A 26,640-nucleotide genomic window follows, 5' to 3' on the forward strand; every position below is an offset into this window, starting at 1 on the left:
ATCATAGATATGACGACCACCACATCCACCCCAGCCAGCACCGGGCAGCGCCTGCTGGAGCAAGCCCGGCAATTGCTGGCGGCTGGCGATCCCGTAGCGGCTTCGCCTCTGCTGCTGAGCGCGCGGGCCGAAAAAGACACCATGCTTGCAGCGCATGCGCTGATCGAGCAGCACGGCCTGAGCGGATCGTTCCGCAACATGACGGGCCTCGACTGCACGATATCGGGTTCGGACGATATCTTCAGTTTTTTTGCCGGGCACCCAAGCAGCATCAACCCGCTGCGCGATTACTTTGCCGACGGCTGGCGCACTCTGGCCGAGCTGATGACCGTGATGGAGCGCGTGGGCCAGCCCCTGGTGCAAAGCCAGCACTTTCTGGAGTTTGCCAGCGGCCACGGCCGTTTTACCCGCCACCTGGTCAAGCTGCTGGGAGCCGACAAGGTGACGGTATCTGATGTGGTGCCGGACGCCGTGGAGTTTGCGACCCGCACCTTTGGTGTGCAAGGATTTCTGTCTGCCAGCGTTCCTGAAGAACTGGCGGCCCCGCGCAGCTACGACACGGTGTTCGTCCTCTCGCTGTTCAGCCATCTGCCCCGCAGCACCTGGGCGCGCTGGCTGAAGGCCCTGTACGAGGTCGTCGCTCCCGGGGGCGTGCTGGTATTCAGCACCCACGGCATCAAGGCGGCCAATTTTGACCGCGTGCCCCTCGATGACGAGGGCTTTTTCTTTGCACCGTCCAGCGAATCGCATGCGATCGATGCCAACGAATACGGCACCGCCTTCACGACCGAGGCCTTTGTGCGCGCCCGCATTGCAGAGACTGTGGGCGCCGACAAGCTCGAATACTTCGCACCCGTGCAGTTCTGGAACCACCAGGACGTGTACGTGCTGCGCAAACCGCTATGAACCGCGGAAGCCGTATGCGCCGGCTGGCCCAGCTGCACGAGCGGCGGTTTGGCCTGCCCGCCTACAACGATGGCCTCATCACCGATGAATGGTTTCGCTCCCACTTCCACTACGCGGCCGATGTGGTGCAGCAGTGGCTGGGCGGCGTGCTGGATCTGAAAACCTCTCGGCTGCTGCAGTTTGGCTGTGGAGACGGCATCACCGATCTCGCGCTGGTGCTTCGGCATGGCGCCGATACCATCCATGGCATTGATGTGAGGCAGGAATACACCAAGCTGCCGCGCATTGCGCACGAGCAACTGGGCATGCAAGCCATCCCCAGGGCCCTGAGCTTTCAGACCATCGAGCCTGGCGCGCCGCTGGTCGGGCAGGCGCCGCTGTACGACGGCATCATGAGCTGGTCCACATTCGAGCACGTGCAGCGCGACCAGCTGCTGCCTATCCTCAGGGATCTGTGCGCCTGCCTCAAGCCCGGCGGCTACTTCTTCCTGCAGATCGAGCCGCTGTTTTACTCGGCCTATGGTTCGCACCTGCGCCGCTATGACGAAATCCCCTGGCACCACCTGCAGGTCGATGAAGAGGCGCTGTGGCAGGTGATCGAAGCCTATGACGGCGAACTCAGCCCGGACGAGGTTGACTTCGGCTTTGCCGATTTTGGCCCGGCGGGCTACAAGCGCTTTGTGTTCAAGGAATACCAGGAGCTCAACCGTCTGACGGCCGATGAGCTGGTGGCGATTGCGGTGGATGCCGGTTTTGGCGTGGCGCGTGAAGAGCGCCGCCACTATGAACCAGCACCAGTGCCGGAGGCGCTGTTGCAGCACTACCCGCGCGAGATTCTGACCAACAACGAAATCTTCCTGCTGTTGCAAAGGCCCGTTTGAGCCAGTTTTTCAGTGATTTTGATAGCTATCGGCGCTTACTCCGTGGGAATCAAGCGCCGATTCCTATTCAGGACAACGGTTTTCCGGCCGTTTCAGCGATGGATGTTGATTCGCTCAAGCTGTAGCCCAGATGCTGCATGCGCTGGCCCAGGCCGGTGCGGTTGAAGAGGCGACGGTTGATCGATGGCTCGCAGCGCATGGGTGTGCGTACCAGCCAGCAGGTATGGCGCACTTCGAACGCGGGATGGTGGTAAGGGTCGCCTGCATCGAGAAAATCGCGCCAGCGGCTGGCGAACAAGGCCGAATCCTCAGGGTGGGGGTCGTAGCCTTCGGCCTTGCCGCGGGTGATGGATTCATGGTGGATCAGCGTGGCCTGCGGGCAGTAGAGCACGCGCCAGCCCAGCTGCAGGGTGCGCAGGCACAGGTCCACATCGCCAAAGCCCACTGCCAGCTTTTCATCGTAGCCGTCGATGGCATCAAAGGCCTCCTTGCGCATCAGCAGGCAGGCTGCGGTAACCGCCGAGACCTCGTGCGTGCAGACCAGGCGGCCCATGAAGGCGATGTCCACGCGGTCCGGCGGCAGCTTGAGGAACTTGCCGTAGTGCTCGGCAATGCCGAAAGCGCCCACGCAGACGCCTGCGTGCTGGATGGAGGTGCGGTCGGGGTAGAGAAGCTGGGCGCCCACCATGCCCACGCTCGGGTCCTGGCACTGGGACAGCATCTGCTCCAGCCAGCCTTCATGCAGGGCTTCGATGTCGTTGTTGCAGAACAGGTAGTGCGTATAGCTGCGCGTGAGCTGGTGCACCGCCCAGTTGTTGATCGCCGAGAAGTTGAACGACCCTTTGTAGCGCAGCACTGTGGCCGTGCCGTCCTGGGCGATCTGCGCAAAGTAGTCAAGGCTGGCCGCGTCGGTCGACTCGTGATCGATGACGATCAGGTCGTACTGCGCCTGCTGGACTGTGGCGCGGATGCTGTCCACGCACTGGCGCACGAGGTGGCCGTAATTCTTGGTGGGGATGATGATGGCAACGCGCTGGTCTGCAGCAATCCGGTGGCGGGTCTCGAAGAAATTGAACGACACGCCGGCAGCCGAGGTAGCCTGCTGGCCGGTGCGGTCCAGGTGGCGCTGCAGCACGGCGGTGGAGGTGGCCATCACCTGCGCCATCTTTTCATGCCCGGCAGACCCGGTGTGGGTGCGCCACTGGTACAGGATCTCGGGGATGTGGGCGATGCGGCTGGCGGCCTCGCTCACGCGCAGGATCAGGTCGTAATCCTGCGAAATCGTCAGGGCTTCGTCAAAGCCGCCCAACTGGCGCAGCAAGGCGGTACGAAAGCCCACCATGTGCACGATATAGGGGTGGCTGCGCAGGTACTCGGGCGAAAAGGCCGGTCGGTGAAAGTACTGCAACACCTGGCTGCCATCGGGGCTGACCAGTACTTCGTCCGAGTACAGCATGTCCGGATCATCGGCCAGCACGCACTGTGCCACCCGGTAGATGGCCTGGGGCTGGAGCAGGTCGTCATGGTCGAGCAGCACGACGAATGGCGAGCTGGCCAGCGCCAGCGCCTGGTTGGTGGCGTGCGAGACGCCGCGGTTGGTCTCTCCCAGGTGCAGCTTGATGCGCGACTCCTGCGCGGCCAGCTCCTGCAGCATCTGGCGCACATGCGGCTTGGGCGATGCGTCATCGGCGATGCACAGCTCCCAGTGCGGGTAGATCTGGCTGCGTACCGATTCCACCATGGCAGTCAGCATGGCAGGATCGGTGTTGTAGGTAGGCACCAGGATGGAGATGGTGACGGGTTGCGCCATGGCCGCAACCTCGGCGCGCAGCACGGGCAGCACGTCATCGTTCAGGCGCTGCTGGTAATCCTGCCAGGCGTCGGTCGGTGCCACGGGGATAGTGGGCGCATCCGGGTGGCCCAGCGACAGCAACTGGTGCTTGAGCATCTGCGTGCCGCCAGCGCGCCAGGCTCGCCACAGCTTGCGGCCGTTGCTGCCCAACTGGCGTGGATCGGCGGCCAGCAGGTACAGGCTGCGGCCAAGCTGGCGCAGCTTGTGGGGCAGCCTGCGCAAGGTGGAAAGTGGAGAAGACAAGATGATTGCTCTTTATTTTATAGCTAATGGCGCTTGATAGGTCAGCACCAGAGGCGTATTTTATTGAAAATCAAGGGGCTGCAATACCTGTCAGGTAATCGTGCGGGTAGCTCCAGGGCTGCAGGCGCGGGCCCAGGAGCTCGGCAGGTGCGGCCGGTGCGGGCAGGGGCGGTGTGCCTTGCACGAAGTGGCGTTCGCGGATGCTCTGGAACAGGGCCAGCCATTCGTCGGCCGAGGTGCTCCAGGGCTGTACCCAGGTCCAGGGGCGGTTGGCAAGGCGCTCGGGGAAGGCGCCAATGTCGGGGGCGATCACCGGTACGCCCGCCTGCAGGCAGGCGCTCAGGGTGTAGCTGTAGGTTTCGGGCCAGAGGGCGGGGAACCAGACCACATCGGGCTGCAGGCGCGCCAGCAGCGCGGGCAGGTCGGCATCGTCATAGGGGCCGTGGATGGTGAGGCTTGCCTGCGGCTGCGTGCGCATGCGGCGGTGCGGGTAGCCCAGCAGGTGCAGCTCCACCGGCGCGTTTGCGCGTGCGGCTGCCAGCGCCACGGCTTCCATCACATCGCCGCCCTTGGCGAGGCTGACGCCGCCCAGGATGAAGACGCGCAGATGGCTGTGTGCGGCCAGCGGCTTGCCCTGCGGCACGGGGAGCGTGGCCGGGTCGGCAATGTCGTGGTGGGTGACGTAGCGCACGGGCGCGTCGGGAAAGTACTGCAGCATGCGTTCTGCGGCGTCGCGGGTGGGCGCCAGAACATAGCGTGCCTGGTTCAGGAACAGGCGGTGGCGCATGCGCCAGGCGTCGATGTACTCGCCCGTCGGTGCGGGGTGCTCGCCCGAGCATTGCGGGCACTGCGCCACGCCCAGCGCCGCATAGCGTGCGTTGTGCGTGGGCATCATCAGGTTGATCTGCGGGCAGATGGCGTAGTAGTCGTGGGCGGTGAAGTCGTAGCGCACGCCCAGCAGCTCGGGCAGGCGCATGATTTCGAGGTTGAGCCCCATCAAGTGGTGGAAGTGGACATGGCGCACGCCCAGCTCGCGCAGCAGCGCCACCACTTCCTGCGACCGTGTGGGCCAGTGGAACTCCTCGTCATAGCCCTCGGCAGCATCCAGCCACTGCAGGCGGATGTAGTTGTCTTCGAGCGGCGTCAAGGCCAGCGAGACGGCCTGCTCGCGCAGGCTGTGCGCCAGTTCGTGCACATGGCGCAAGGTGCCGCCGCCTGCGTTGTGCAGCACCATCAGAATGCGGGGCAGCGGGTGCTGGCGCAGGCGGGCCTTGTCGATGGCATTGCGCGCAGCCTGGGCGGGGTTGGCTTTGAGGTGCGCCTGCACCTGCGCGTCGTATTCGGGATGCAACTGCAGCAGCATCTGGTAAGCGGCCTGCTCGCGCGGCGTCTTGCTGTCGCCAAAGCTGACTCCGCCGGTGTGCAGGACGAAGGTGTCCAGCGCCAGCAGGTGGCGCCAGCCCAGATGGTGGGCGCGCATGCAGAAATCGTTCTCTTCGCCGTAGCCCTTGCCGAAGTGCTCGACATCGAACAGACCAGTCTGTGTGAGACAGTCGCGCCGGATGTACATGCAAAAGCCCACGCCGGTCGGAATATCGACGGTGCGGCCTGCATTGGCTGCAGCGCTCAGGTGGTTGAGGCGCACCAGGTCGGCGTCTGCAGGCAGGGCGTTCTTCTCGCAGAAACGGGGGTAGCTGCAGATCGTGGCGTTGTTGGATAACGGTGTGACGCTGCCAATGCCAGGCTGGCTGTAGGCGGCGGTACGCAGGCGGTCCAGCCACTCATGGGACACCTCGGTGTCGCTGTTGAGCAGCACGACGTCATGGTCGGGGTGCAGCGCCATACCGCGGTTGACAGTGGCCACGAAGCCGAGATTGCTGTCGTTTTCGAGCAGGGTGACGCGGCTGTCCTGCGCCGCCAGCGCACGCAGCCACTCGCTCAAGGCGGGTTCGGGGCTGGCGTCGTTGATGACGATCAACTGGCAATTGGTTTGCGTGGCTGCCTGCAGCACCGATTGCAGGCAGCGTTGGGTGTCCGCAAGTCCCCGGTAGACGGGAACGATGATGTCCACAGCGCTGGCTGGCTGGCTGGCCACTGCCGCAACAGGGCGTGCGGCATCGGGCAGCAGGGCTTCAGGCGCCAATTCCGGTACGGGTTCGGCCACAATGACTGTCTTGGTCTCGGCTTCAGTCTTGGCTTGCACTGCGTCGCCAGCGACCACTTCCTCAGCCTGAACAGCAGGAGCGGCTGCCGCAGGAATGGACACGACGGCTGCCGGGGGGGGCGTTCTGCCGCGCAGCCTTGCCTTGGCGCGGGCGAGCTTCTGGCCAATGCGATAGGCCTCGGAGCCTTCAATATTGTTCAGGTGCGTCTGCAGGTTGCCAATGTGGGTCTGCTGCGCCTGAATGTGTTCCTGCTGCTGCCCGATGCTCGCTTCCAGGTTATGCCGCTGGTCCTGGATATGGGCCTGCAGCTCGCGCATATGCTCATGCGCCCGGCCTTCGGCGTGCTGGGCGCGGATCACCTCCGTATCGGCGTGGCGCAGGCGGGTTTCCAACTGCTGCGCGCTGTCTGCCAGCACGGCGTAGTCGGCCGACATGGGCCAGCCTACCGTCACTTCCAGCACAGCGCCTTCGGTTTGCAGGCATTGGTGCAGCACATCGGCAGGGATCGGCAGGCGCAGGTAGGGGTCGTCGCCAGTCAACAGGGCAAGGACAGAGCCCGGTGCGCTCGCTGGCGCGGGCTGCCAGACGATTTCGCTGTGCGGGGCCTGGGCGAGGCTCTGGTCGCCAGCGCCAAGCCAACGCCAGCGCAGGCCCGCGCTGGCGTCGAACAGGCGGATATCGTGGATGTGCAGAAAACCCGGGCGGTCTGCCGGGTCCCAGCGCAGGGTGGGCGTGGGCGCGTCGTACCGGGGCAGCGTAAAGCGAATGGTTTGCTGCAGCTTGCCGATATGGCCCTTTTGAATGAGCTTGCGGTCTTCGCTGTAGCCATCCGTATCGGCCCAATACAGGTTGGTGGTAAAGCTCGCTTGCGCTGCGTTGTTCTGGTTGCCAATGGCCAGCAGTGCATGCGACTGGACGGCGGCGGGGTCGCCTGCAGGGCGTACGCTGGCGACAAACTGGTAGGCCAGTGCATCGGGCTGCGAGAGCAGGTACTGCATGACTGCCGGTGGCAGGCTGTCGGCGGTGGTGCGTGCAAACTCCGATTCATCGAGTGGGCGGTCGATGGTCTCCAACGACTCCACGCACCATTGCTCGGCATTGAGCAGGCGCAGCAGCGACTGGCGGGTGAAAAACCGCAGGTGCGTGGCATCCAGCAGCCCTTCCTCGCGGTAGCGCAACTCGCCCTGCATGAGCTCCATCACCAGACCGCAGTACCCGGCATTGGGGATCGAGACCAGGATCTGGCCGTCTTCTGCCAGCAACGCACGGCAATCGGCCAGAATCTGCTCGGGGTGGCGCAGGTGCTCCAGAACGTCCGCGCAGACGATATAGTCGTACTGGCGCAGCAGGAAAGCCTCTGCAAGATTGATTTGTTCCAAATCCGCCACAGCGACATCGCGATAATGGGGCCTGGCCAGTTCGGCCTCTTCTGCGCTGAAAGTCACGCCGTCGACGGTGCAACCCAGACGCTGGTGCAGGTGCTGGCCCAGCACACCCGGGCCGCAGCCCAGATCGAGCACCCGTGAGCCCGGACGTATTTTGCCGGCCAGCACAGACAGCGACGTTCGCTCTTGTGGATCGATGTGGCGTGTGTAGACGTGGTGTTCGCGGGTCATGGATAGGAAATGGCTGGAAATTCTGCCGAAGTAGGCCTGCCAGGCAGGTAGGGATGAATGACTGACAAGAAAAATCGAGTGGCAATTCTATTGTCAACATTCAATGGCGAGCAGTTTCTGTCAGCGCAACTGGATTCGCTGCTGGTGCAAACCCACGCGGCGTGCGATCTCTGGGTGCGCGACGATGGCTCGTCGGATGCGACGCTTGCCATTGTCCACCGATATGCAGCGGCTCACCCCAACATCCATGTGACTGCGGGTGCCAATCTTGGTTTTGTCGGTAGTTTTCATGAGTTGTTGCAAATTGCAGGCAATGGCTACGATTTTTATTTCTTTTGCGACCAGGACGATGTCTGGCTCCCGGGCAAGGTCGCCAGTGCCGTGGCCTTGCTTGCGCCGCAGACTGGCCCCGCGCTGTACTGCTCACGCACCCAGTACACCGATATGGCGCTGGAGGCGATCGGCCCGTCGCCAGACTATCCGGCTGACAAGATCGGCTGGGGCAACGCCCTGGTGCAGAACATCGCCACAGGTTGCACCGTAGCACTGAATGCCTCTGCACGCCAGTTGGTGCTCTCGTCGCTGCCCCGGTATTGCCTGGCACATGACTGGTGGGCCTACCTCGTCGTTTCTGCCTTTGGCACGGTGGTGTTCGATACGCAAAGCCATATTCTTTACCGTCAGCACGGGCGCAATACCATTGGAATGCAGCAGCAGGGCCTGCTGGGACAGTGGGCGCGCGTGCAGCGCTTTGCGCGCCGCCTGCGCCAGGCCGGACCGGGCTGGCTGGACCAGTTGGCGGAGTTTGATCGCACGCACGGCGCGCGCCTGAAAGACGGGCAGCGTGCCCAATTGCAGATGCTGCTGCAATCGCGCAGGCGATGGCTGGCCGCCTTTCGCGTGGCGATCCAGGGCTTCTATTGGCGCATGAGCGCCGTGGACACCCTGATTTTGCGAGTGCTGCTGGCGCTGCGCCTGTACTGAGGCCAGTCACGGCCGTGGCCCCTGCGTTGGCAGGGGATAATGGAAGGCCATGCTCCCTCCGCCACACCCGTACCCCGCCATTGTCCTGTCCGTCGTCAGCCACGGGCACCGGGACATGGTGCAGCGCCTGCTGGAAGATCTGGCCCGCCTGGGCGACGCTGGCGTGAGCCGCGTCGTGCTGACGCTGAACCAGCCGGAGCCACCGTTGCAGACACCCGAAGGCGGCTGGCCTTTTGTGCTGGAGATTCGGCACAACCCTGCGCCCCTGGGCTTTTCGGCCAATCACAATGCGGCCCTGGCAGATGCCAGCGAGCCCTTTGTCTGCATCGTCAACCCGGATGTGGTGCTGCGCAGGGGCAACCCTTTTGCGGCGCTCATCGAGGCAGCGCGTCGCCCTGGCGTCGGCCTGGCCTATCCCACACAGCTTGATGAAACCGGCGCGGTGCAGGACAGCGAGCGCGAGGTGCCCACGCCCTGGTCGCTGCTGCTGCGCTACACGGTGCGCCGGCGGGAAACACGGGCGGAGTGGGTCAACGGGGCCATGTGGATGCTGCCTGCCGAGGCATGGCGGAGCATTGGCGGGTTGAACCCCGCGTACTTCATGTACTGCGAGGATGTGGACCTCTGCCTGCGCCTGCGCCTTGCCGGCTTTACGCTGGCGCGCGCGGAAGCCACGGTGGAGCATGCAGGCCAGAGGGCCAGCCATCGGCGCATGCGCCATGCTTTGTGGCATATTCGCAGCCTGTTGCAGTTATGGACTTCGGCAGTGTTCTGGCGTTCGCGCCCTTTGTTGCGGCGCCTGCCGGCTGCGGCACTCACGATGACGAAACAATGATTCTCTTGGCAGTGGTGGCTTTTCTGTTCGCGCTGATCGGTGCGGGCTTCATCGTGCGCCGCATGCGCGGGCACGCCAGACGCTATGGCAAAGACCTGCCGCAGCGCTTTCACATGGGCCACATTCCCCGTCTGGGCGGCCTGGCCATGTTTGCCAGCATGGTGTTGACGGTGGGCGTGGCAGGTGTGCAGAACTGGTGGGGCTACTACAGCAATGCGCTGCAGTGGAACACCTGGGTGCTCTACTTTTTCATAGCAATGCTGCCCGCAGTGGCGGGCGGTATTGCTGAGGACATGACCCAGCGCATGACGGTGCGCTACCGTCTGGTGCTGACCCTGGCCACCGGCTTGCTGGCCGTCTACCTGCTGGGAATGACCGTGCCGCGCCTGGGCCTGGGCTGGCTCGATGCCTTGTTGAGCTCCGCCCCCTGGCTGGGCATGGCGCTGGCGGTGCTGGCGATCGCGGGCCTGCCCCATGCATTCAACATCATCGATGGCTACAACGGCCTGGCCGGCATGGTGGCGCTCATCATCTGTGCGGCGCTCACCCATGTGGCGCTGCAGCTGGGCGACCGCGAACTGGCCGCCATTCTGGTGATCACTGCGGCGGCCACACTGGGCTTCATGTTCTGGAACTACCCCATGGGCCAGTTGTTCGCCGGCGACGGCGGCGCCTATGTCTGGGGCATCGTGATCGCGTTCTGCAGCATCACCCTGGTGCAGCGCCACCCCATCGTCTCGCCCTGGTTTCCGATGCTGCTGCTGATCTATCCGGTGTGGGAGACCATGTTCTCCATCTACCGCAAGCTGGCGCGGGGCGATTCCCCGGGCATGGCAGATGCCCTGCACCTGCACCAGTTGATCTATCGCCGCATTGTGCGCAGCGTGTTGGACGAGAATGCCGCCCGTCAGATGCTGCGCCGCAACAATCGCACCGCGCCCTACCTCTGGGCATTCACCTTGCTGACGGTGGTGCCTGCCGTGCTGTTCTGGCGCAACACCTATGTGCTGATCGCGTTCTGTGCGCTGTTCTGTGTCTCTTATGTGGCCGCGTACCTGGTGATTGTTCGCTTCAAGCTGCCGGGCTGGATTCGCTAATTGACGGCCATGGCGCAGATTGGGGCACAATGCGCGTTTTGAACCTTCCCGTCCTGCTGTAAAGGCCTGCATCCATGACGACCCAACCTCTTTCCATTGCTCCACGCGACAAGGCAGAAATCCTGGCGCAGGCGCTGCCGTACATCCGCAAGTTCCATGGCAAGACCATGGTCATCAAGTACGGCGGCAATGCCATGACGGACCCTGAGCTGCAGGCCGATTTTGCCGAAGACGTGGTGCTGCTCAAGCTCGTGGGCATCAACCCGGTGGTGGTGCACGGTGGCGGTCCGCAGATCGAGAACGCCTTGAAGCGCCTGGGCAAGGAAGGCCGCTTCGTGCAAGGCATGCGCGTGACCGATGCCGAAACCATGGAAGTGGTGGAATGGGTGCTCGCTGGCGAGGTGCAGCAGGACATCGTGGGCCTGATCAACCAGGCAGGCGGCAAGGCGGTGGGCCTGACCGGGCGCGATGGAGGGCTGATCCGAGCGCAAAAACTCAAGCTCAAGGACAACAAGGATCCATCGGTCGAGCACGATGTGGGCCAGGTCGGTGATATCCTCCAGATCGACCCGAGTGTGGTCAAGGCGCTGCAGGATGATGCCTTCATTCCGGTGGTCAGTCCCATCGGCTTTGGCGAAGGCAATGAAAGCTATAACATCAACGCCGATGTGGTGGCCAGCAAGCTCGCCACCGTGCTGCAGGCCGAAAAACTGATGCTGCTGACGAACATTCCCGGGGTGCTGGACAAGCAGGGCCAGTTGCTCACCGAGTTGACCTCGCGCCAGATCGACGATCTGATCACCGATGGCACGATTTCGGGTGGCATGCTGCCCAAGCTGGCGGGCGCCATCGACGCGGCCAAGAGCGGGGTGAATGCCGTACACATTGTGGACGGTCGCGTTCCCCACGCCATGCTGCTGGAGATTCTGACCGACACGGCCTATGGCACTATGATTCGTAGTTATTGATACATTTGATTGCGTAATTCATGGGTTCATCCAGTGATAAGCCCGGTTTGAGCCATGATTTTGCAGGTTTTCTGCAGTAAGATGTTACAGGCTCCACAGGCTGAAACATCAGTCTCCGAGAGCACAAAAGCATGATTGCTGCCTAGAAAAATAGCCTGGCGATGTTGGGAGACTACGCCGGGCACACGCCTCAAACAACGCATGTCCGATCAAGAATCTTCATTCGCCGCCGACGTCATTGATGCGCCGGTAGACGCCGCTGCGCCGGTACCTACCCGTAAACGCCCAAAACCCGGAGAGCGCCGGATCCAGATTCTGCAAACCCTGGCTGCCATGCTGGAGCAGCCGGGCGCCGACCGCATCACCACGGCGGCCCTGGCGGCGCAGATGTCGATCAGCGAAGCGGCGCTCTATCGCCACTTTGCCAGCAAGGCGCAGATGTACGAAGGGTTGATCGATTTCATCGAGCAGTCCGTATTCACCCTGGCGGTGCAGATCACAGGCCGTGATGTGCCCGACCCGGCGAAAACCGTAGAGCAGGGCGTAGCCCAGGCGCAGCGCGTAGTGGCCATGGTGCTGCAGTTCGGCGAGCGCAACCCAGGCATGGTGCGGGTGATGATGGGTGATGCCCTCCAATCCGAGCACCCACGCCTGCAGCAGCGCATGCAGCAGTTTTTTGAGCGCATCGAAACCACCTTGCGCCAGTGCCTGCGTACCGTGCCGGGGGCTGATGGCTCGACCACGCCAACCGTGGATGCGAATGTGCGCGCCAGCGTCCATATGTCTTTCCTGATCGGCCGTCTGCAGCGCTTTGCGCGGTCGGATTTCCGCAAGCTGCCCACCGAACAGCTCGATGCCTGCCTGGGACTGATGGCTCATTGACCCGGGCCCGTTCAACGGGTTGCTCCAAAAAACATAGCTGCCAGCGCTGAATGAAAAAGCGCTGGCAGTTTTTTTATTGCATCTCTGGCGTGGTGGGACTGGTGCGCTGCAGCCTTGTCTGTGGGCCTGGCCTGTGGTTTACCCTTGCTTTGCAAAACAGGCATTGGCAAGGGACAGGGATTGTGCAAAAATCAAAAAATAGAACGACCGTGCTATTTTTGATGTATGTCCAGAATCACCACTGAAAACAACGAAACCACGAAACTGGCCAAAGGTGCCCAAACCCGTGCAGCCATTCTGGATGCTGCGCTGGCGCTGTCTGCACAGGAAGGGCTTGATGGCCTGTCGCTGGGCATGTTGGCCCTGGCCATGGGCATGAGCAAATCGGGCGTCTTTGCCCATTTTGGCTCACTGGAAGAGCTGCAGTGCTCGGTCGTGCGTGAATACCACACCCGGTTCGAGCGCGAGATCTTCGGCCCCGCCCTGGCGGCGCCGCGCGGCCTGCCCCGTCTGCTGCACATGGTGACGGGTTGGATGGGCAGCACCGCCCAGCAGGGCGAAGCCAGCCGCCTCTATGGCAGCCTGTACATCAGTGGTGCAGTGGAGTTCGATGATCGCCCGGGCGATGTGCGCGATGCACTGGCCGAATCGGTCAGCATATGGATGGAGGCCATGCGCCGCGCAATTGCCCAGTCTCAGCAGGAGGGCCAGTTGCAGTCCGAGGTCGAGCCTGACCAGGTGCTGTTCGAGCTGCACGGCATCATCCTCTCGCTGCACTACGAAACCCGTTTTCTGCATGGCCCGCAGGCCTTGCTGCATGCCACGCGCGCATTGCGTAGCGTGCTCCATCGTTACGCGGTGGACAGTGGGCGCGATGCGCCGCTGATCGACGCCGCACTGGCGCCCCTGCTATCTGTTTCCTCTCCGATCCCTCCGGCACCGCCCGCACCCTCTGCCGTGGCGGCTTCCGAATCTGCGTTGATTTCGTAAAACCCCAAAGGACATTCCATGCCTCAGTACACCCCACCGCTGCGCGACATGCAGTTCCTCATGCAAGAAGTGCTGGGTCTGCCCGCGCGCTTTGCCCAACTGCCTGCCTATGCCGATGTCGACACCGGCACCATGGATGCCATTCTGGAAGAGGCTGGCAAGTTCGCATCCGAAGTCATACAGCCGCTCAACCTGTCTGGCGACGTTGAAGGTTGCACCCGCAACCCGGCGGATTCGAGCGTGGCCACGCCCAAGGGGTTCAAGGAGGCCTACGCCAAGTATGTGGAAGGCGGCTGGGCAGCCCTGTCGTGCGACACTGCCTACGGCGGCCAGGGCCTGCCCTTTGTGCTGAACCAGTGCCTGTACGAAATGCTCAACAGCGCCAACCAGGCCTGGGCCATGTACCCTGGCCTGTCGCACGGCGCCTACGAGGCGCTGCATGTCTATGGCTCGGACGAGCAGAAAAAGCTCTACCTGCCCAAGCTCACCAGCGGCGAGTGGACCGGTACCATGTGCCTGACCGAACCCCATTGCGGCACCGACCTGGGCCTGCTGCGCACCAAGGCCGAGCCCCAGGCCGACGGCACCTACAAGATCACCGGCAACAAGATCTTCATCAGCGCCGGTGAGCACGACATGACGGACAACATCGTGCACCTGGTGCTGGCCCGCCTGCCCGATGCGCCCAAGGGCAGCAAGGGCATCAGCCTGTTCCTGGTGCCCAAGTTCCTCGTCAACGCCGATGGCTCGCTCGGCGCCCGCAACCCCATCAGCTGCTCCGGCCTGGAGCACAAGATGGGCATCCACGGCAACGCCACCGCGCAGATCGCCATCGATGGCGCCTTGGGCACCCTGGTGGGCCAGCCCAACAAGGGCCTGCAAGCCATGTTCGTGATGATGAACGCCGCCCGCCTGGGCGTGGCCAACCAGTCGCTGGGCCTGATGACCGTGGCCTACCAGAATGCGCTGGCCTATGCCAAGGATCGCGTGCAGATGCGCAGCCTCTCGGGCACCAAGGCCAAGGACCTGCCCGCCGATCCGATCATCGTGCACCCCGATGTGCGCCGCATGCTGCTGACCGCCAAGGCCTACAGCGAAGGCGGTCGCGCCATGATGGTGGCCACCTCGGCCCTGGTCGATGAAGAGCTGAACCACCCGGACGAAGCCGTGCGCAAGGCCAATGCTGCGCAGGTGGCCCTGCTCACGCCCATTCTCAAGGCCTTCCTGACAGACAAGGGCTTTGATGTGACCGTGCAGTGCCAGCAGGTGTTTGGCGGCCATGGCTACATCCACGAAACTGGCATGGAGCAGTTCGTGCGCGATGCGCGCATCAACATGATCTACGAAGGCACCAACGGCATCCAGGCACTCGACCTGCTGGGCCGCAAGGTGCTGGGCGACCAGGGCGCGGCGCTCAAGGCGCTGGGCAAGCTGGTGCAGGGCCTGGTCGAAGAAGAAGGCGTGAACGAGCGCATGGCCGATTTCATCAATCCGCTGGCGCAACTGGCCGGCCAGATGACGGGTATCACCACCGAGCTGGGCCTCAAGGCACTGCAAAACCCTGACGAAGTGGGCGCGGCCTCGGTCGACTACCTCTGCGTCATGGGTCATCTGGTGATGGGCTACTGGTGGGCGCGCATGGCACAGACGGCGCTGCGCGCACTGGCAGAAGGCGACGCGGCTGACAAGACCTTCTACGAAGGCAAGCTGCAGACGGCGCGCTTTTACTTTGCGCGCCTCTTCCCCGAAGCGGGCCTGCGCGTGCGCACCATGCGCACCGGCAGCAAGCTCTTGATGAACACCGACGCGGCGCTGGCCTGAGGCCTTCGTCCCTGCCGATCAATCCCAAGGAGACTGCGATGCGACCCTTGCTGAAACCCCTGCTGGCGCTGGCTGCTGGCCTGACAGTAGCACTGCCAGCGCTGGCTGCCGAAATGTCGCCGGTAGGCCTGTGGCGCACCTTCGACGAGAAAAGCGGCGAGCCCAAATCCGAGGTGCGCATCAGCGACAGCGGTGGTGTGCTCAGCGGCAAGGTGGAAAAGCTGCTGCGCAAGGGCGCCGACCCCAAGGCGGTCTGCGACCGCTGCACTGACGACCGCAAGGGCCAGCCGCTGGTGGGGCTGGAGATCATTCGCGGCGCCAAGAAGGCAGAAGGCAAGGCTGTGTGGGAAGACGGCCGGATCCTTGACCCGGAAAACGGAAGCACCTACAGCCTGAAGCTCACGCCTGCCGACAACGGCAGCAAGCTCGATGTGCGCGGATCAATCGGCCCGTTCGGCCGCACGCAGACCTGGTCGCGTGTCGAATAGATTTTGAATGAAACTAGTTGCCAGCGCTTAACGAGAAAGCACTAGCAGCTATCAAAAGTGGAGTAACCATGTCCCGATTTGTGGTGAAGAAAGTGGCGGTGCTCGGCGCCGGGGTGATGGGGGCGCAGATTGCGGCCCACCTCGTCAATGTGCGCGTGCCGGTGGTGCTGTTCGATCTGCCCGCCAAGGAAGGCCCCAAGAGTGCGATTGCCCAGAAGGCGATTGCCAATCTGAAAAAGCTCAAGCCTTCGCCGCTGGGCGTATCGGCAGAAGCGGATCTCATAGTGGCCGCCAACTACGAAGAGCACCTGGAGTTGCTCAAGGACTGCGATCTGGTGATCGAGGCGATTGCCGAGCGCATGGACTGGAAGCGCGACCTGTACCACAAGATCGCGCCGTTCGTCGCACCCCATGCAATCCTGGCATCCAACACCTCGGGCCTGTCGATCACGGCACTGTCGGAAGCCCTGCCCGAGCAACTGCGCCACCGCTTCTGCGGCATCCATTTCTTCAATCCGCCGCGCTACATGCAACTGGTGGAACTGATCCCCACTGCGGCGACCGAGCCGCAGGTGCTCGATCAGCTGGAAACCTTTGCCACCACCCAGTTGGGCAAGGGCGTGGTCCGCGCCAAGGACACGCCCAACTTTGTGGCCAACCGCGTGGGGGTGGCGGGCATGCTGTCCACCATTGCTGAGGCCGATCGCTTTGGCCTGACCTATGACGTGGTGGACGACCTGACCGGCAAGAAGCTTGGCCGTGCCAGCTCGGGCACCTTCCGCACCGCCGATGTGGTGGGCCTGGATACGCTGGCCCACGTCATCGGCACGATGCAAACCCAACTGAGCGCGCAGACCGATTCGTTCTACGCCAGCTACGCGACCCCTGCCGTCATTACCAAATTGATAGCAGATGGCGCGCTGGGGCAAAAGACCAAGGCAGGCTTTTACCGCAAGACCAAGCTGGGCATCGAGCGCTTCGATCCAGAGCACCAGGCCTATGTGCCTTCGGGCGAGAAGTGCAACGACGTCTACGCCCGCATGCTGAAAAAGCCAGCGGGCGAGCGCCTGCAGCTGCTGCGGAGCAGCGAGGGCGCGCAGGGCCAGTTCCTGTGGGCCATTCTGCGCAACAGCTTTCACTACGCCGCCGTGCACCTGAAGGACATTGCAGACAATGCACGCGATGTGGATCTGGCCATGCGCTGGGGCTTTGGCATGCAGCAGGGCCCGTTCGAGCTGTGGCAGGAAGCGGGCTGGCTGCAGGTCGCCAAGATGGTGCAGGAAGACATTGATGCGGGCAAGGCGCTCAGCACCGAGCCCCTGCCGCAATGGGTGTTTGAAGGCCCGGTGGCCGATGCCGGCGGCGTGCACACGCCCCAGGGATCGTGGAGCGCTGCCGAAAACCGCTTCGTGCCACGCCGCGATCTGCCGGTGTATGCGCGCCAGTTGTTCCCCGAGCGCGTGCTGGGCGAGGCAGGCGACGCCGCGCAGGATTGGCGCACGGCAGGCCGAACCTTGACAGAGAGCAAGGCCTCGCGCACCTGGACGCTGGATGACCAGGTGCTGGTCTTCAGCATCAAGACCAAGATGCACGCCATCAGCCCCGATGTCATGGAAGACCTGCAGGCTGCACTGGCGCTTGCCGAGAAGGACTTTGACGCCCTGGTCGTCTGGTCGGGCGACGCACCGTTCAGTGTGGGTGCCGATCTGCAGGCCATGATGCCCGCCTTTGCGCTGCAAGGCCCCATGGCCATCGACCAGATCGAGCAGGTGATGCAGCAGCTCTTCCTGGCCGTGCGCTATGCGCAGATACCGGTGGTAGGGGCCGTGCACGGCATGGCGCTGGGCGGCGGCTGCGAGCTGCTGCTGCACTGCGCACGCCGCGTGGCGCACATGGAAAGCTACATCGGTCTGGTGGAAATGGGCGTGGGCCTGGTGCCCGGCGCTGGCGGCCTCACCAACGTGGCCTACCAGGCAGCGCGCCATGCCCAGTATTCGACCGGCAACGACCTGCTGCCCTTCCTGGCCAACGGCTTTACGGCCGCCGCCAAGGCCACGGTTGGCACCAGCGCGCTGGAGTCGCAGACCCTGGGCTACCTGCAGGCTGACGATGTGATCGTGCCGCACCGTGACGAGCTGCTGTTTGTGGCGCTCACCCAGGCCAAGGCCATGGCGCAGTCGGGCTGGCGCCCGCCGCAACGCAAGCCTTTCCCGGTAGCGGGCCGCAGCGGTGCTGCGACCCTGCGCAGCACCCTGGTCAACATGCGCGAGGGCGGCTTCATCACCGAACACGACATGCTCATTGCCAGCCACATGGCCGATGTGGTGTGCGGCGGCGATGTGGACGCCGGCACGCTGGTCAACGAGGAATACCTGATGGCGCTGGAGCGCAAGGCCTTCACCGACCTGATCGTGAAGGAAAAGACCCAGGAGCGCATTCTGGGCATGCTGAGCACCGGCAAACCGGTTCGTAACTGATGAAGCTACTGCGCAGGCCTCATGCGGCGTTGGACGGTGCTCGCCATCCTCACGCACAGCAAGTGCGTTCCGGTGGCTGTGCTCCGTCCGCCTTGCCTGAGTCCTGCTCGCTACGCTTCCTCAGCCATGAACCCAAAGAGCATTGTTTGGATCATTGAGAGATCGATATGAAACAAGTACAAGACGCCTACATTGTTGCTGCCACGCGCACGCCGATTGGCAAGTCGCACAAAGGCTATCTGCGCAACATGCGCCCCGACGATCTGCTGGCCACCACGATGAAAGCCGTGCTGGCGCAGGCGCCCGGGCTCGATCCGCAGGCCATCGAAGATGTGGTGTGCGGCTGCGCCATCCCCGAGGCGCAGCAGGGGCTGAATGTGGCCCGCATCAGCGCGGTGCTGGCAGGCCTGCCGGTAGGCGTGGGTGGCGTTACCGTCAACCGCTTCTGCGCATCGGGCCTCACAGCGCTGCAGATGGCGGCAGACCGCATCCGCGTGGGCGAGGCCGATGTGATGATCGCCGCCGGTGTCGAGAGCATGAGCATGGTGCCCATGATGGGCAATTCGCCATCGCTGTCTCCCTCGATCTTTGAGCGCGAAGGCGATGTGGGCATTGCCTACGGCATGGGCCTCACGGCAGAGAAGGTGGCGCAGCGCTGGAAGGTGAGCCGCGATGCCCAGGACGCGTTTGCGCTGCAATCGCACCAGCGTGCGCTGGCTGCGCAGCAGGCGGGCGACTTCACGGCAGAAATCACGCCGATCACCGTGACCGACCGGGGCGTGGACATTGCCAGGGGCGAAGCGGTGAGCAGTTCGCGCACGGTCAGCCTGGACGAAGGGCCGCGCACGGATACCTCCATTGAAGGCCTGGCCAAGCTCCGCACCGTGTTTGCGGCCCGTGGCTCGGTCACCGCCGGCAACAGCTCGCAGACCAGCGACGGCGCAGGTGCGCTGCTGGTGGTGAGCGAGGCGGCTCTCAAGCGCTTCAACCTCACGCCGCTGGCGCGCTTTGTCAGCTACGCCAGCAAGGGCGTGCCGCCCGAGATCATGGGCATCGGCCCGATCGAGGCGATTCCTGTTGCGCTGCGCAATGCAGGGCTGTCGCTGCAGGACATGGACTGGATCGAACTGAACGAGGCTTTTGCCGCGCAGTCGCTCGCCGTCATGGAGCAGCTGGGCATGGACCCGGCCAAGGTCAACCCCATGGGCGGCGCGATTGCACTGGGCCACCCGCTGGGCGCGACCGGCGCCATCCGTGCGGCCACGGTGGTGCATGCGCTGCAACGCAACAAGCTCAAGTACGGCATGGTGACCATGTGTGTGGGCATGGGGCAGGGAGCTGCAGGCATTCTGGAACGCGTGTAAGTGCGCTGACAGATTCCAGCGCAGGCGTGCTGTCCCGCAGACGGCACGCCTGGCGGGGTGGGAGTGGTACAAATCAGGTGTTGCTGAAAGTGGCAGAAAATGCAACTGCCAATTGCCATAAATAGGCAGCTAGCGCGCGATGGGTGCGCGCAAGGCTCTGGAGCCTTTCTTCACTTTTCTTGCGAAAACTGTCCCAATGAGCAACCTTTTCACTTCTGCAGGCGGCCATCCCTTTGACCGGGCGATGGCAATGGAGCCTGCTGGCGCCAACCAGTTCGCCACACGCGCCAGCAAGGATTACTGGAACATGGTCGGGCCCTACGGCGGCATCACCGCGGCGCAGATGGCGCAGGCGGTGCTGCAGCACCCGGATCGCCTGGGCGAGCTGGTGGCGATTACGGTGAATTTTGCGGGGGCCGTGGGTGAGGGCGAGGTGGTGATCGAAGCCATTCCCGCGCGCACCAACCGCTCCACGCAGCACTGGATCATCACCATGCGCGAAAAGGACCCGGAAGGCCATTGGTCCACAACCACCACCGCCACCGCGATGACGGCGCTGGCGCGCAAGACCTGGTCGGACGACGAATGCGCCATGCCGCAGGTGCCGCCGTCTGGCGAGGTGGCGCGCTACGTCACCGATTTTCGCGTGGAATGGCTCTCGCGCTACAACGTGCGCCCGCTCCTGGGCAGCTACCCGGAGCAGTGGGACGGCGCGATCAGTCCGAGCCTGACCCGCATGTGGGTCAGCGACGAGCCGCCGCGCCCCTTGGACGTGCAGGCGCTGACTGCGCTGTGCGACGTATTCTTTCCGCGCATCTGGCTGCGCCGCGCCAAGCGGGTGCCGATTGGTACGGTCACATTCAGCGTGTACTTCCACGCCAGCGAAGACGAATTGCGGCAGGTCGGCAGCGAGCCGGTGCTGGCGCAGGCGCAGGGCCAGGGCTTTCGTGACGGCTTTTTCGACCAGACGGCACAGATCTGGGCGCCGGGCGGCACCTTGCTCGCAACGAGCCACCAGTTGGTCTATTACAAAGAGTAAATGGAGGGCGCCGGATCGGTTAGCATCGGCGCCCGAACAGAGGCAAGCGCCCGGCGCGTTTGCATCTCACATGTTGGACAGAGAGAACCCATGAGCATTCAATCCACCTGCGACGACATCCTGGTGCTGGCCGAAAACGGCATCTGCACCATCACCTTCAACCGCGTCGCCAAGAAGAATTCCATCACCGGCGCCATGTACCTGACCATGGCCAGCGTGCTGCAGCAGGCCGCCACCAGCGGCGACGTGCGCGTGGTGCTGTTCCAGGGCGATGCCACGGTATTTACGGCAGGCAATGACCTGGGTGATTTTCTGAACGGTCCCAAGCCGGACGAAAACGCGCCGCCCTTTCAGTTTCTGCAGGCACTGGCCGCCTGCCCCAAACCCATCGTGGCGGCGGTCTGCGGCCCGGCGGTCGGTATCGGGACAACCATGCTGCTGCACTGCGATCTGGTCTACGCGGGCGACAACGCGATGTTCTCGCTGCCATTCGTGAACCTGGGCTTCTGCCCCGAAGGCGCATCGAGCCTGCTGCTGCCCCAGCTGATGGGCCACCAGCGTGCCAGCGAGGCCTTGTTGCTGGGCGATCCGTTCATGGCCGAAGCGGCACTGGAAGTGGGCTTGGTCAACCGCGTGGTGCCCCCCACCGAATGCAATACCATCGCCCAGGCCCAGGCAGCCAAACTGGCCGCCAAGCCCATGGGCTCGCTGCTGGCGAGCAAAAAACTGCTCAAGAGCGGCCAGATGGCAGCGGTGCAGGCACGCATTGCCGAAGAAGGCAAGCTGTTTGCCGATCTGCTGCAGCAGCCCGCAGCCAAAGAGGCAATGAGCGCTTTCCTCGAGAAAAGAAAGCCGGATTTCAGCAAATGCTGAAAGCCATGGCGCCGCGCAGCGGTGCCAATGCACGTAGTGCAGGCGGCCTCTTTCGCTAAAAAAGAAAGCCGGATTTCAGCAAATGCTGAGAGTAATGATGCCGCGCAAGCGATAAATTACTCATAAAAAGATAGCTGCTGGTGCTTGATGAAAGGGTACCCGCAGCTATTTTTTTATGAAATCGTGCGATTCGCCTGCCAGATGCTGCAGTTCTGCGCTGCCAACGCATCGGCAAACGCCGCCGATTGCAGGTACGCAAACTCCACCGGCCGCTGCCCGCCGATGGCATCGCCCTCCACCTGGGCGTTGGCGGGGTGGCACATGAGCAGACTGCCGTCGTTGCAGGCGGCCAGCCATCGCGCCATGTGCGCGCCATAGGCGGCAGGCGTGGGCGCATCAAAACCATAGACGCCGCCAAAGCCCCGGTTCATCTGCCAGCGCCGTGCATGCAGCTGGCGCGTGAGCGTGTAGCCGCCCAGCAGCGCAATCACCGCGGCCTTGGGCTGCCAGCGCAGGCGGCCTGCGGGTGCCGTGGAGCGAATCCAGAGCTGTTGCCCGGCGTCTGCGCCATAGCGGCGCTGCAGCTCACCCACCATGGCTGCACGTACGCTTGGCAGCTGGTGCACATGCTGGTGGCCATCGACATAATCGGGCGGCACGCCCAGCGCATCTTCAAAGGCATCGAGCTGCTCTCGCCAGGCATCGCGCAGGCGGGCTGCGGGCAGGCTGTGGGTGTAGGCTTGGGCGATGACGCTGCCGATAGTGGCATCTGGCTGAACGCCATGGCCTTCGGTCAGGTTGAAGTGCAGCCCCACGTCCAGCCTGCCTCGCAGGGCGGGCAGGGCCCGCGCCGCTTCGCGCCAGCGCGGAGCAGTGGTCATGCAGCTGGTGGCGGACAGGCGGCCCTGCTCGGCCAGCTGCTGCACGGCGGCATCGACAGCGGGGTGCAGCGCATAGTCGTCTGCGCACAGCACAATGGAGCGGCTCATGCGGCGCTCCTGGCAAAGGCCCAGAACTTGGCGGCCACAAAGGTGACGACGGCCACGATCAGCAGCACGGCAAACAGGCTCCACAGGTAGTGCAGGTGCCACTGGTGCAGGGCGATGTAGTACAGCACTTCATTCAGTGCAAACGAGCAGCAGGCCACCAGAAAAAAACGCGGAAGCGCTTGTCGGTGTGGCGCTTGATGCTCCGAAAAGGTGAGCAATGCATGGCCGCCATAGCTCACGCAGAATGCCACCAGAAAACCCAGCACGTTGGCTGCCAGCGGCGCCAGGGCCAAGCCCTGCACCAACAGGGCCACCACCAGCAGATGGGTGGCCGCTGCTGCTCCGCCCACGCAGACAAACTGCAAGCCCTGGGGCAGGCGGCGCAGCAGGGAGAGCAAGGCCGCCATCATGGCTGCGGTGGATGCGAGGCGGCTGGCGCAGCGGGGGCAGCAACGCTTTCGCCAACGGTGGCTGGCCCCGAAACTGGCAGCGCGTGGGTGGCCACATGCTGGTCCACCACATACAGCGGTCGGCGCTTGACTTCGTCGTAGATGCGGCCGATGTATTCGCCCAGCATGCCGATTGACAGCAACTGCACGCCGGAGAACAGCATCAGGCTGGCTGCCAGCGTGGGCCAACCGTCGGTAGGATTGTCGAAAATCAAGGTTTCGACGGTGATGTAGACGCCATAGAAAATGGCTGCAACCGAGATGCAGAAGCCGATGAAGCTCCAGACCTTGAGCGGAATGGTCGTGAACGAGGTCAGTCCCTCGAACGCCAGCGCCCCCAGCCGGTGCAGGTTGAAGGTGGATTGCCCGCTGCGCCGCGCATCGGGCACAAAAGGCAGGGCCGCGCTCTTGAAACCGACCCAGGCATACAGCCCCTTCATGAAGCGGTTGCGCTCGGGCAGCTGGCGCAGCACATCTACCACCTTGCGGTCCATCAAGCGGAAGTCACCCGCATTTTCAGGAATGCGGAACCGGCTGTCCCGGTTCATCAGGTAGTAGAACAGCTGGGTACCCCGGCGTTTGGCGGCGCCCTCGGCAGTCCGGTCGGCAATCACGCCGTACACCATGTCGTAGCCGCTGTTCCATAGTTGCACCATCTCTGCGATCAAGGGCAGCGGGTGCTGAAAATCGGCGTCGATCAGCAGCACGGCATTGCCGCGTGCGTAATCAAGCCCTGCGCTCATGGCTGCTTCCTTGCCAAAGTTGCGCGACAGCTGCACGTACTGCAGCGGCAGGTGCTCGGCCATGCGCAGAGCCAGTGCCTGCGTCTCATCCTTGCTGCCATCATCGACCAGCACGATCTCGCATTCTGCTGACAGCCGACGCACCGTTTCGTGCAGGGCGGGCAAGAAGGTTTCCAGATTGGCTGCCTCATTGTAGGCAGGCACGACACAGCTCAGCCGCAATGGCGGGCGCTGCACGGCAAGAGGGGCAGGGGAGGCGGGAGGTATTGGCATGGCAAGTCTGCGGAATGGCTGGCAGTCTAGCGCAAGGCGGGGTGGGGCGGGCGATGAAGCACCGCTTGCGCAGTGGATTCCTCCACCTGCATCGGCGCGTTTGGCGGGTCTCCTGGGTGAAAACCAGAGCGAATGCGCGATTGCCCGGCAACGCAGTTTGTATGCATACTCGCTCAAAGACCTTTTGCCTTTTCAACCACGGAGATGTATGACCGCTGCCGCCTCGCCTGCCCACTTACCGGCCCATTCCCCCGGCCCCGCCTACGTATCGATGCAGGGGCTGGATGAGCCCTACATCGCCGGCTTGCGCGAAATCTTTGAAGAGCGCATTGTGTTCAACCAGTTGCTCGGGCTCAAGCTCGTGGGTGTCCAGGATGATGCGTTGCTGGCATCGCTGGAGATGCGGCATGAGCTGATCGGCCACTTCGGGCTCAAACGCATCCACGGCGGCGTGATCAGTGCCAGCCTGGATGCACTGGGCGGTATCGCGGTCATGGCCGCATCGGGCGCCAAGCATGTGGGCGAGCCGGTCATGCAGCGGCTGATGCGCTTTGGCAAGCTGGGAACCATCGATCTGCGCGTTGACTACCTGCGCCCCGGCACACACGGTCCGTTTGCGATGCAGGCGCGCGTGCTGCGCCTGGGCTCGCGCGTGGCGACAACGCGCTCGGATTTCTGCGACAGCACGGGCCAGGTGCTGGCCACGGCCACGGCGGCCTACATCGTCTCCTGAGACCATTTGTTCCGGTCTAGGTGTTTGTTGGGAATTGTGAAATTTGTCGACGCTATGAAAATATTGATAGCAAACGACGCAATACAGCGGCCTTGTTACGACTAGTGTCAAATTTTGTTAACACGATAGCTATAAATTGAATAGCATAGTTCTGTTTTTTCATCGCCGGGCCGCCCCAGGATGAAAAACGCCCCTCGCGGAGGGGCTGCGAACCGCACGCCGTGGGAAGCGTGGGGTGTCATTTTCTACAAGGAGATCCGATGGCTGTACAAAACCCTTTCTTCGGCGGGCGCCGTGACAACGACAATTCCGCATCCAAGTTCATGGGCGGCTCGTCATCGAGCTCCTCCGGAAGCACTTTGCCCAGTACGGCGGCTGGTTCGGCCAGCTCGGTGCTGGGGGGCAATCTCTCCAACAAGAGCGAAGACTCCAGCAGTGCTTCTTCATCCACTTCTTCTTATTCCAGCGCAGTGACCTCCAACGATACCAATGCCGGCACCGGCAGCAAACTGACCGTCGGCCCCAATATCAAGCTCAAGGGCGTCGAGATTACCGACTGCGACACCCTGGTGGTGGAAGGCACGGTCGAGGCCACCATGGATTCGCGCGTGATCCAGATCACTGCCGACGGCGCATTCCGTGGCTCGGCGGAGATCGACATCGCCGAGATTCACGGTGAATTCGAAGGCAACCTGACGGTGCGCGACAAGCTGGTGATCTTTGGCAGCGGCCGGGTGCACGGCAAGATTCGCTACGGCAAGGTCATCATCGAAGAAGGCGGCCAGTTGACCGGCGAGATCGAATGCTCGGGCAGCACGCGCAAGCCTGCTGCAAGCACAGGCAGCACCACCAAGACCGAAAAGGCCGCCGAGAGCGTGGCCTGACCGTATTCAGGCAAGAAACAGGTTGTGGCGCATGTTCAGCGTGCGCCAATAGCTCCTGATTCAGTAGCAATAAAAAAGCGCTGCCCTGGCAGCGCTTTTGCTTGGGAGCCGCTCTGGTGCCCTCGCGTTTAAGCAGACAGCGGCGGCACCTTGCGAGGCTGTCCTTCCTCGTCGATCGCCACATAGGTCAAGGTCGCCTCAGTCACCTTGATGAACTGGCCCTGCTTGGACAGGCGCTCGGCCACCACTTCCACAGCCACCGTCATCGACGTGGTGCCAACGCGGGTGAGCTTGGCGTAGAACGACAGGATGTCGCCCACGCGCACGGGTTGCTTGAAGATGAATTCATTGACGGCCACGGTCACTGTACGGCCGCGCGAGTGGCGCAGCGGCAGCACCGAGCCCGCCAGATCGACCTGCGACATCACCCAGCCTCCAAAGATATCGCCATTGGCGTTGCAATCGGCAGGCATGGGAATGACGCGCAGCACCAGCTCCTTGTCGGTGGGCAAATCGGAGGATGTGGTGCGAACGGTATTCATGGGCACAATCAGGGGATACAACAATCCCACAATTGTCCTCCATGCGCCGTTTTCAGGAAGCCTCTCTCCCCGCAAGCCCTAGCGAAACCAAGGGTAAACCCGAATCTCGTGATGGAGAAACCCTCAAGCGCCTGCTGCCCTATCTGTGGGCCTACAAATGGCGCGTGATGGCTGCACTGCTGCTCATGGTGGGTGCCAAGGTCGCCAACGTCGGCGTGCCGGTGCTGCTCAAGCACGTGGTGGATGCGCTTGGCATTCAACCGGGCAGTGCGCAGGCGCTGCTGGTGGTGCCGGTTGGCCTGCTGCTGGCCTATGGCGGCCTGCGGCTGCTGACTTCGGTGTTCGGCGAGCTGCGCGAGCTGGTGTTTGCCAAGGCCACGCAGGGCGCGGCGCGTTCCATCGCCCTGCAGACCTTCGAGCACCTGCACGGCATGAGCCTGCGCTTTCATCTGGAGCGCCAGACCGGCGGCATGACGCGCGACATCGAACGCGGCGTCAAAGGCGTCGAGTCGCTCATTTCCTATTCGCTCTACAGCATCGTGCCCA

The 26,640-nt window shown here is 63.2% G+C and carries 23 protein-coding genes and 1 other RNA gene; 18 read left to right on the forward strand and 6 right to left on the reverse strand.

The features are described 5' to 3' along the window. Positions 1–9: 9 nt before the first annotated feature. Together ACH2DG_RS13605 and ACH2DG_RS13610 are read left to right on the forward strand one after the other, a co-directional pair. Complete coding sequence (locus tag ACH2DG_RS13605; protein WP_395026754.1) at positions 10–906, forward strand: class I SAM-dependent methyltransferase; 897 nt, start codon at positions 10–12, stop codon at positions 904–906. 14 nt (positions 907–920) lie between these two features. Beyond that, positions 921–1,787 carry an SAM-dependent methyltransferase gene (locus ACH2DG_RS13610; RefSeq protein ID WP_395026787.1) on the forward strand — a complete coding sequence of 289 codons (867 nt, stop codon included), beginning with the start codon at positions 921–923 and terminating at the stop codon, positions 1,785–1,787. Between the two features lie 67 nt (positions 1,788–1,854). On the opposite strand, the gene ACH2DG_RS13615 is transcribed toward ACH2DG_RS13610, so the two are convergent. Together ACH2DG_RS13615 and ACH2DG_RS13620 are read right to left on the reverse strand one after the other, a co-directional pair. Further along, positions 1,855–3,882 (reverse strand): glycosyltransferase family 2 protein, encoded by a 2,028-nt coding sequence (locus ACH2DG_RS13615; RefSeq protein WP_395026755.1) that lies wholly within the window; start codon positions 3,880–3,882, stop codon positions 1,855–1,857. A 70-nt stretch (positions 3,883–3,952) separates the two neighbouring features. Then, a complete protein-coding gene (locus ACH2DG_RS13620; RefSeq protein ID WP_395026756.1) occupies positions 3,953–7,663 on the reverse strand; it encodes a methyltransferase domain-containing protein in 3,711 nt (1,236 codons plus the stop codon). A 78-nt stretch (positions 7,664–7,741) separates the two neighbouring features. Here ACH2DG_RS13620 and ACH2DG_RS13625 point away from each other — a divergent pair, with 78 nt between their 5' ends. The 13 genes from ACH2DG_RS13625 to ACH2DG_RS13685 all read left to right on the forward strand — a co-directional run bounded on the left by ACH2DG_RS13625 (position 7,742) and on the right by ACH2DG_RS13685 (position 21,481). Beyond that, a complete protein-coding gene (locus ACH2DG_RS13625) occupies positions 7,742–8,647 on the forward strand; it encodes a glycosyltransferase family 2 protein (protein ID WP_395026757.1) in 906 nt (301 codons plus the stop codon). 49 nt (positions 8,648–8,696) lie between these two features. Beyond that, entirely contained in the window at positions 8,697–9,482 is a 786-nt protein-coding gene (locus ACH2DG_RS13630; RefSeq protein ID WP_395026759.1) for a glycosyltransferase, read from the forward strand. Further along, the gene (locus ACH2DG_RS13635; protein ID WP_395026760.1) at positions 9,479–10,579 is read left to right on the forward strand and encodes a glycosyltransferase family 4 protein; all 1,101 of its coding nucleotides are present in this window, start codon (positions 9,479–9,481) and stop codon (positions 10,577–10,579) included. Before ACH2DG_RS13630 ends, ACH2DG_RS13635 begins: the two co-directional genes overlap by 4 nt. 74 nt (positions 10,580–10,653) lie before the next feature. Further along, positions 10,654–11,547 carry an acetylglutamate kinase gene (argB, locus tag ACH2DG_RS13640; protein ID WP_224153029.1) on the forward strand — a complete coding sequence of 298 codons (894 nt, stop codon included), beginning with the start codon at positions 10,654–10,656 and terminating at the stop codon, positions 11,545–11,547. A 201-nt stretch (positions 11,548–11,748) separates the two neighbouring features. Further along, the gene (slmA, locus tag ACH2DG_RS13645) at positions 11,749–12,429 is read left to right on the forward strand and encodes a nucleoid occlusion factor SlmA (RefSeq protein ID WP_395026761.1); all 681 of its coding nucleotides are present in this window, start codon (positions 11,749–11,751) and stop codon (positions 12,427–12,429) included. Between the two features lie 225 nt (positions 12,430–12,654). Further along, the gene (locus ACH2DG_RS13650) at positions 12,655–13,419 is read left to right on the forward strand and encodes a TetR/AcrR family transcriptional regulator (protein WP_395026763.1); all 765 of its coding nucleotides are present in this window, start codon (positions 12,655–12,657) and stop codon (positions 13,417–13,419) included. Positions 13,420–13,437: 18 nt separating this feature from the next. Next, positions 13,438–15,240 carry an acyl-CoA dehydrogenase C-terminal domain-containing protein gene (locus ACH2DG_RS13655; RefSeq protein WP_395026764.1) on the forward strand — a complete coding sequence of 601 codons (1,803 nt, stop codon included), beginning with the start codon at positions 13,438–13,440 and terminating at the stop codon, positions 15,238–15,240. Between the two features lie 38 nt (positions 15,241–15,278). Continuing rightward, positions 15,279–15,728, forward strand: a complete 450-nt coding sequence (locus ACH2DG_RS13660; RefSeq protein WP_395026766.1) for a DUF2147 domain-containing protein — start codon at positions 15,279–15,281, stop codon at positions 15,726–15,728. Positions 15,729–15,796: 68 nt separating this feature from the next. Beyond that, positions 15,797–18,205, forward strand: a complete 2,409-nt coding sequence (locus ACH2DG_RS13665) for a 3-hydroxyacyl-CoA dehydrogenase/enoyl-CoA hydratase family protein (RefSeq protein ID WP_395026767.1) — start codon at positions 15,797–15,799, stop codon at positions 18,203–18,205. A 51-nt stretch (positions 18,206–18,256) separates the two neighbouring features. Further along, positions 18,257–18,331: non-coding RNA, sX9 sRNA (locus tag ACH2DG_RS13670), on the forward strand. 41 nt (positions 18,332–18,372) lie between these two features. Continuing rightward, a complete protein-coding gene (locus ACH2DG_RS13675; RefSeq protein ID WP_395026768.1) occupies positions 18,373–19,569 on the forward strand; it encodes an acetyl-CoA C-acyltransferase in 1,197 nt (398 codons plus the stop codon). 196 nt (positions 19,570–19,765) lie between these two features. Beyond that, complete coding sequence (locus tag ACH2DG_RS13680; protein ID WP_395026770.1) at positions 19,766–20,608, forward strand: acyl-CoA thioesterase; 843 nt, start codon at positions 19,766–19,768, stop codon at positions 20,606–20,608. Positions 20,609–20,698: 90 nt separating this feature from the next. Continuing rightward, positions 20,699–21,481 carry an enoyl-CoA hydratase gene (locus ACH2DG_RS13685; RefSeq protein ID WP_395026771.1) on the forward strand — a complete coding sequence of 261 codons (783 nt, stop codon included), beginning with the start codon at positions 20,699–20,701 and terminating at the stop codon, positions 21,479–21,481. Positions 21,482–21,654: 173 nt separating this feature from the next. Here ACH2DG_RS13685 and ACH2DG_RS13690 read toward each other — a convergent pair whose 3' ends face one another. Genes ACH2DG_RS13690 through ACH2DG_RS13700 form a run of 3 tightly spaced genes read right to left on the reverse strand, consistent with a single transcriptional unit; the run spans position 21,655 to position 23,935 of the window. Next, entirely contained in the window at positions 21,655–22,470 is an 816-nt protein-coding gene (locus tag ACH2DG_RS13690) for a ChbG/HpnK family deacetylase (protein ID WP_395026772.1), read from the reverse strand. Then, the gene (locus tag ACH2DG_RS13695; protein WP_395026774.1) at positions 22,467–22,877 is read right to left on the reverse strand and encodes a GtrA family protein; all 411 of its coding nucleotides are present in this window, start codon (positions 22,875–22,877) and stop codon (positions 22,467–22,469) included. Before ACH2DG_RS13695 ends, ACH2DG_RS13690 begins: the two co-directional genes overlap by 4 nt. Further along, on the reverse strand, positions 22,877–23,935 hold the full coding sequence (locus ACH2DG_RS13700; RefSeq protein ID WP_395026776.1) for a glycosyltransferase family 2 protein: 1,059 nt from the start codon (positions 23,933–23,935) through the stop codon (positions 22,877–22,879). The genes ACH2DG_RS13695 and ACH2DG_RS13700 overlap by 1 nt, the downstream gene beginning before the upstream one ends. Before the next feature lie 271 nt (positions 23,936–24,206). Between ACH2DG_RS13700 and ACH2DG_RS13705 the strand changes: the two genes are divergently transcribed. Together ACH2DG_RS13705 and ACH2DG_RS13710 are read left to right on the forward strand one after the other, a co-directional pair. After that, entirely contained in the window at positions 24,207–24,668 is a 462-nt protein-coding gene (locus tag ACH2DG_RS13705) for a thioesterase family protein (protein WP_224153224.1), read from the forward strand. 260 nt (positions 24,669–24,928) lie between these two features. Further along, positions 24,929–25,552: a polymer-forming cytoskeletal protein gene (locus tag ACH2DG_RS13710; RefSeq protein ID WP_395026778.1), complete on the forward strand. Its 624-nt coding sequence runs from the start codon at positions 24,929–24,931 to the stop codon at positions 25,550–25,552. 128 nt (positions 25,553–25,680) lie between these two features. Here ACH2DG_RS13710 and ACH2DG_RS13715 read toward each other — a convergent pair whose 3' ends face one another. Beyond that, entirely contained in the window at positions 25,681–26,094 is a 414-nt protein-coding gene (locus ACH2DG_RS13715) for an acyl-CoA thioesterase (RefSeq protein WP_377779273.1), read from the reverse strand. Between the two features lie 41 nt (positions 26,095–26,135). On the opposite strand from ACH2DG_RS13715, the gene ACH2DG_RS13720 reads away from it, so the two are divergent. Continuing rightward, on the forward strand, positions 26,136–26,640 hold a 505-nt coding region (locus ACH2DG_RS13720; RefSeq protein ID WP_395026780.1), incomplete at its 3' end, for an ABC transporter transmembrane domain-containing protein.

It is taken from the genome of Comamonas odontotermitis, from assembly GCF_040396735.1.
In the GTDB taxonomy this organism is placed as follows: Bacteria; Pseudomonadota; Gammaproteobacteria; order Burkholderiales; family Burkholderiaceae_C; genus Comamonas; species Comamonas odontotermitis_C.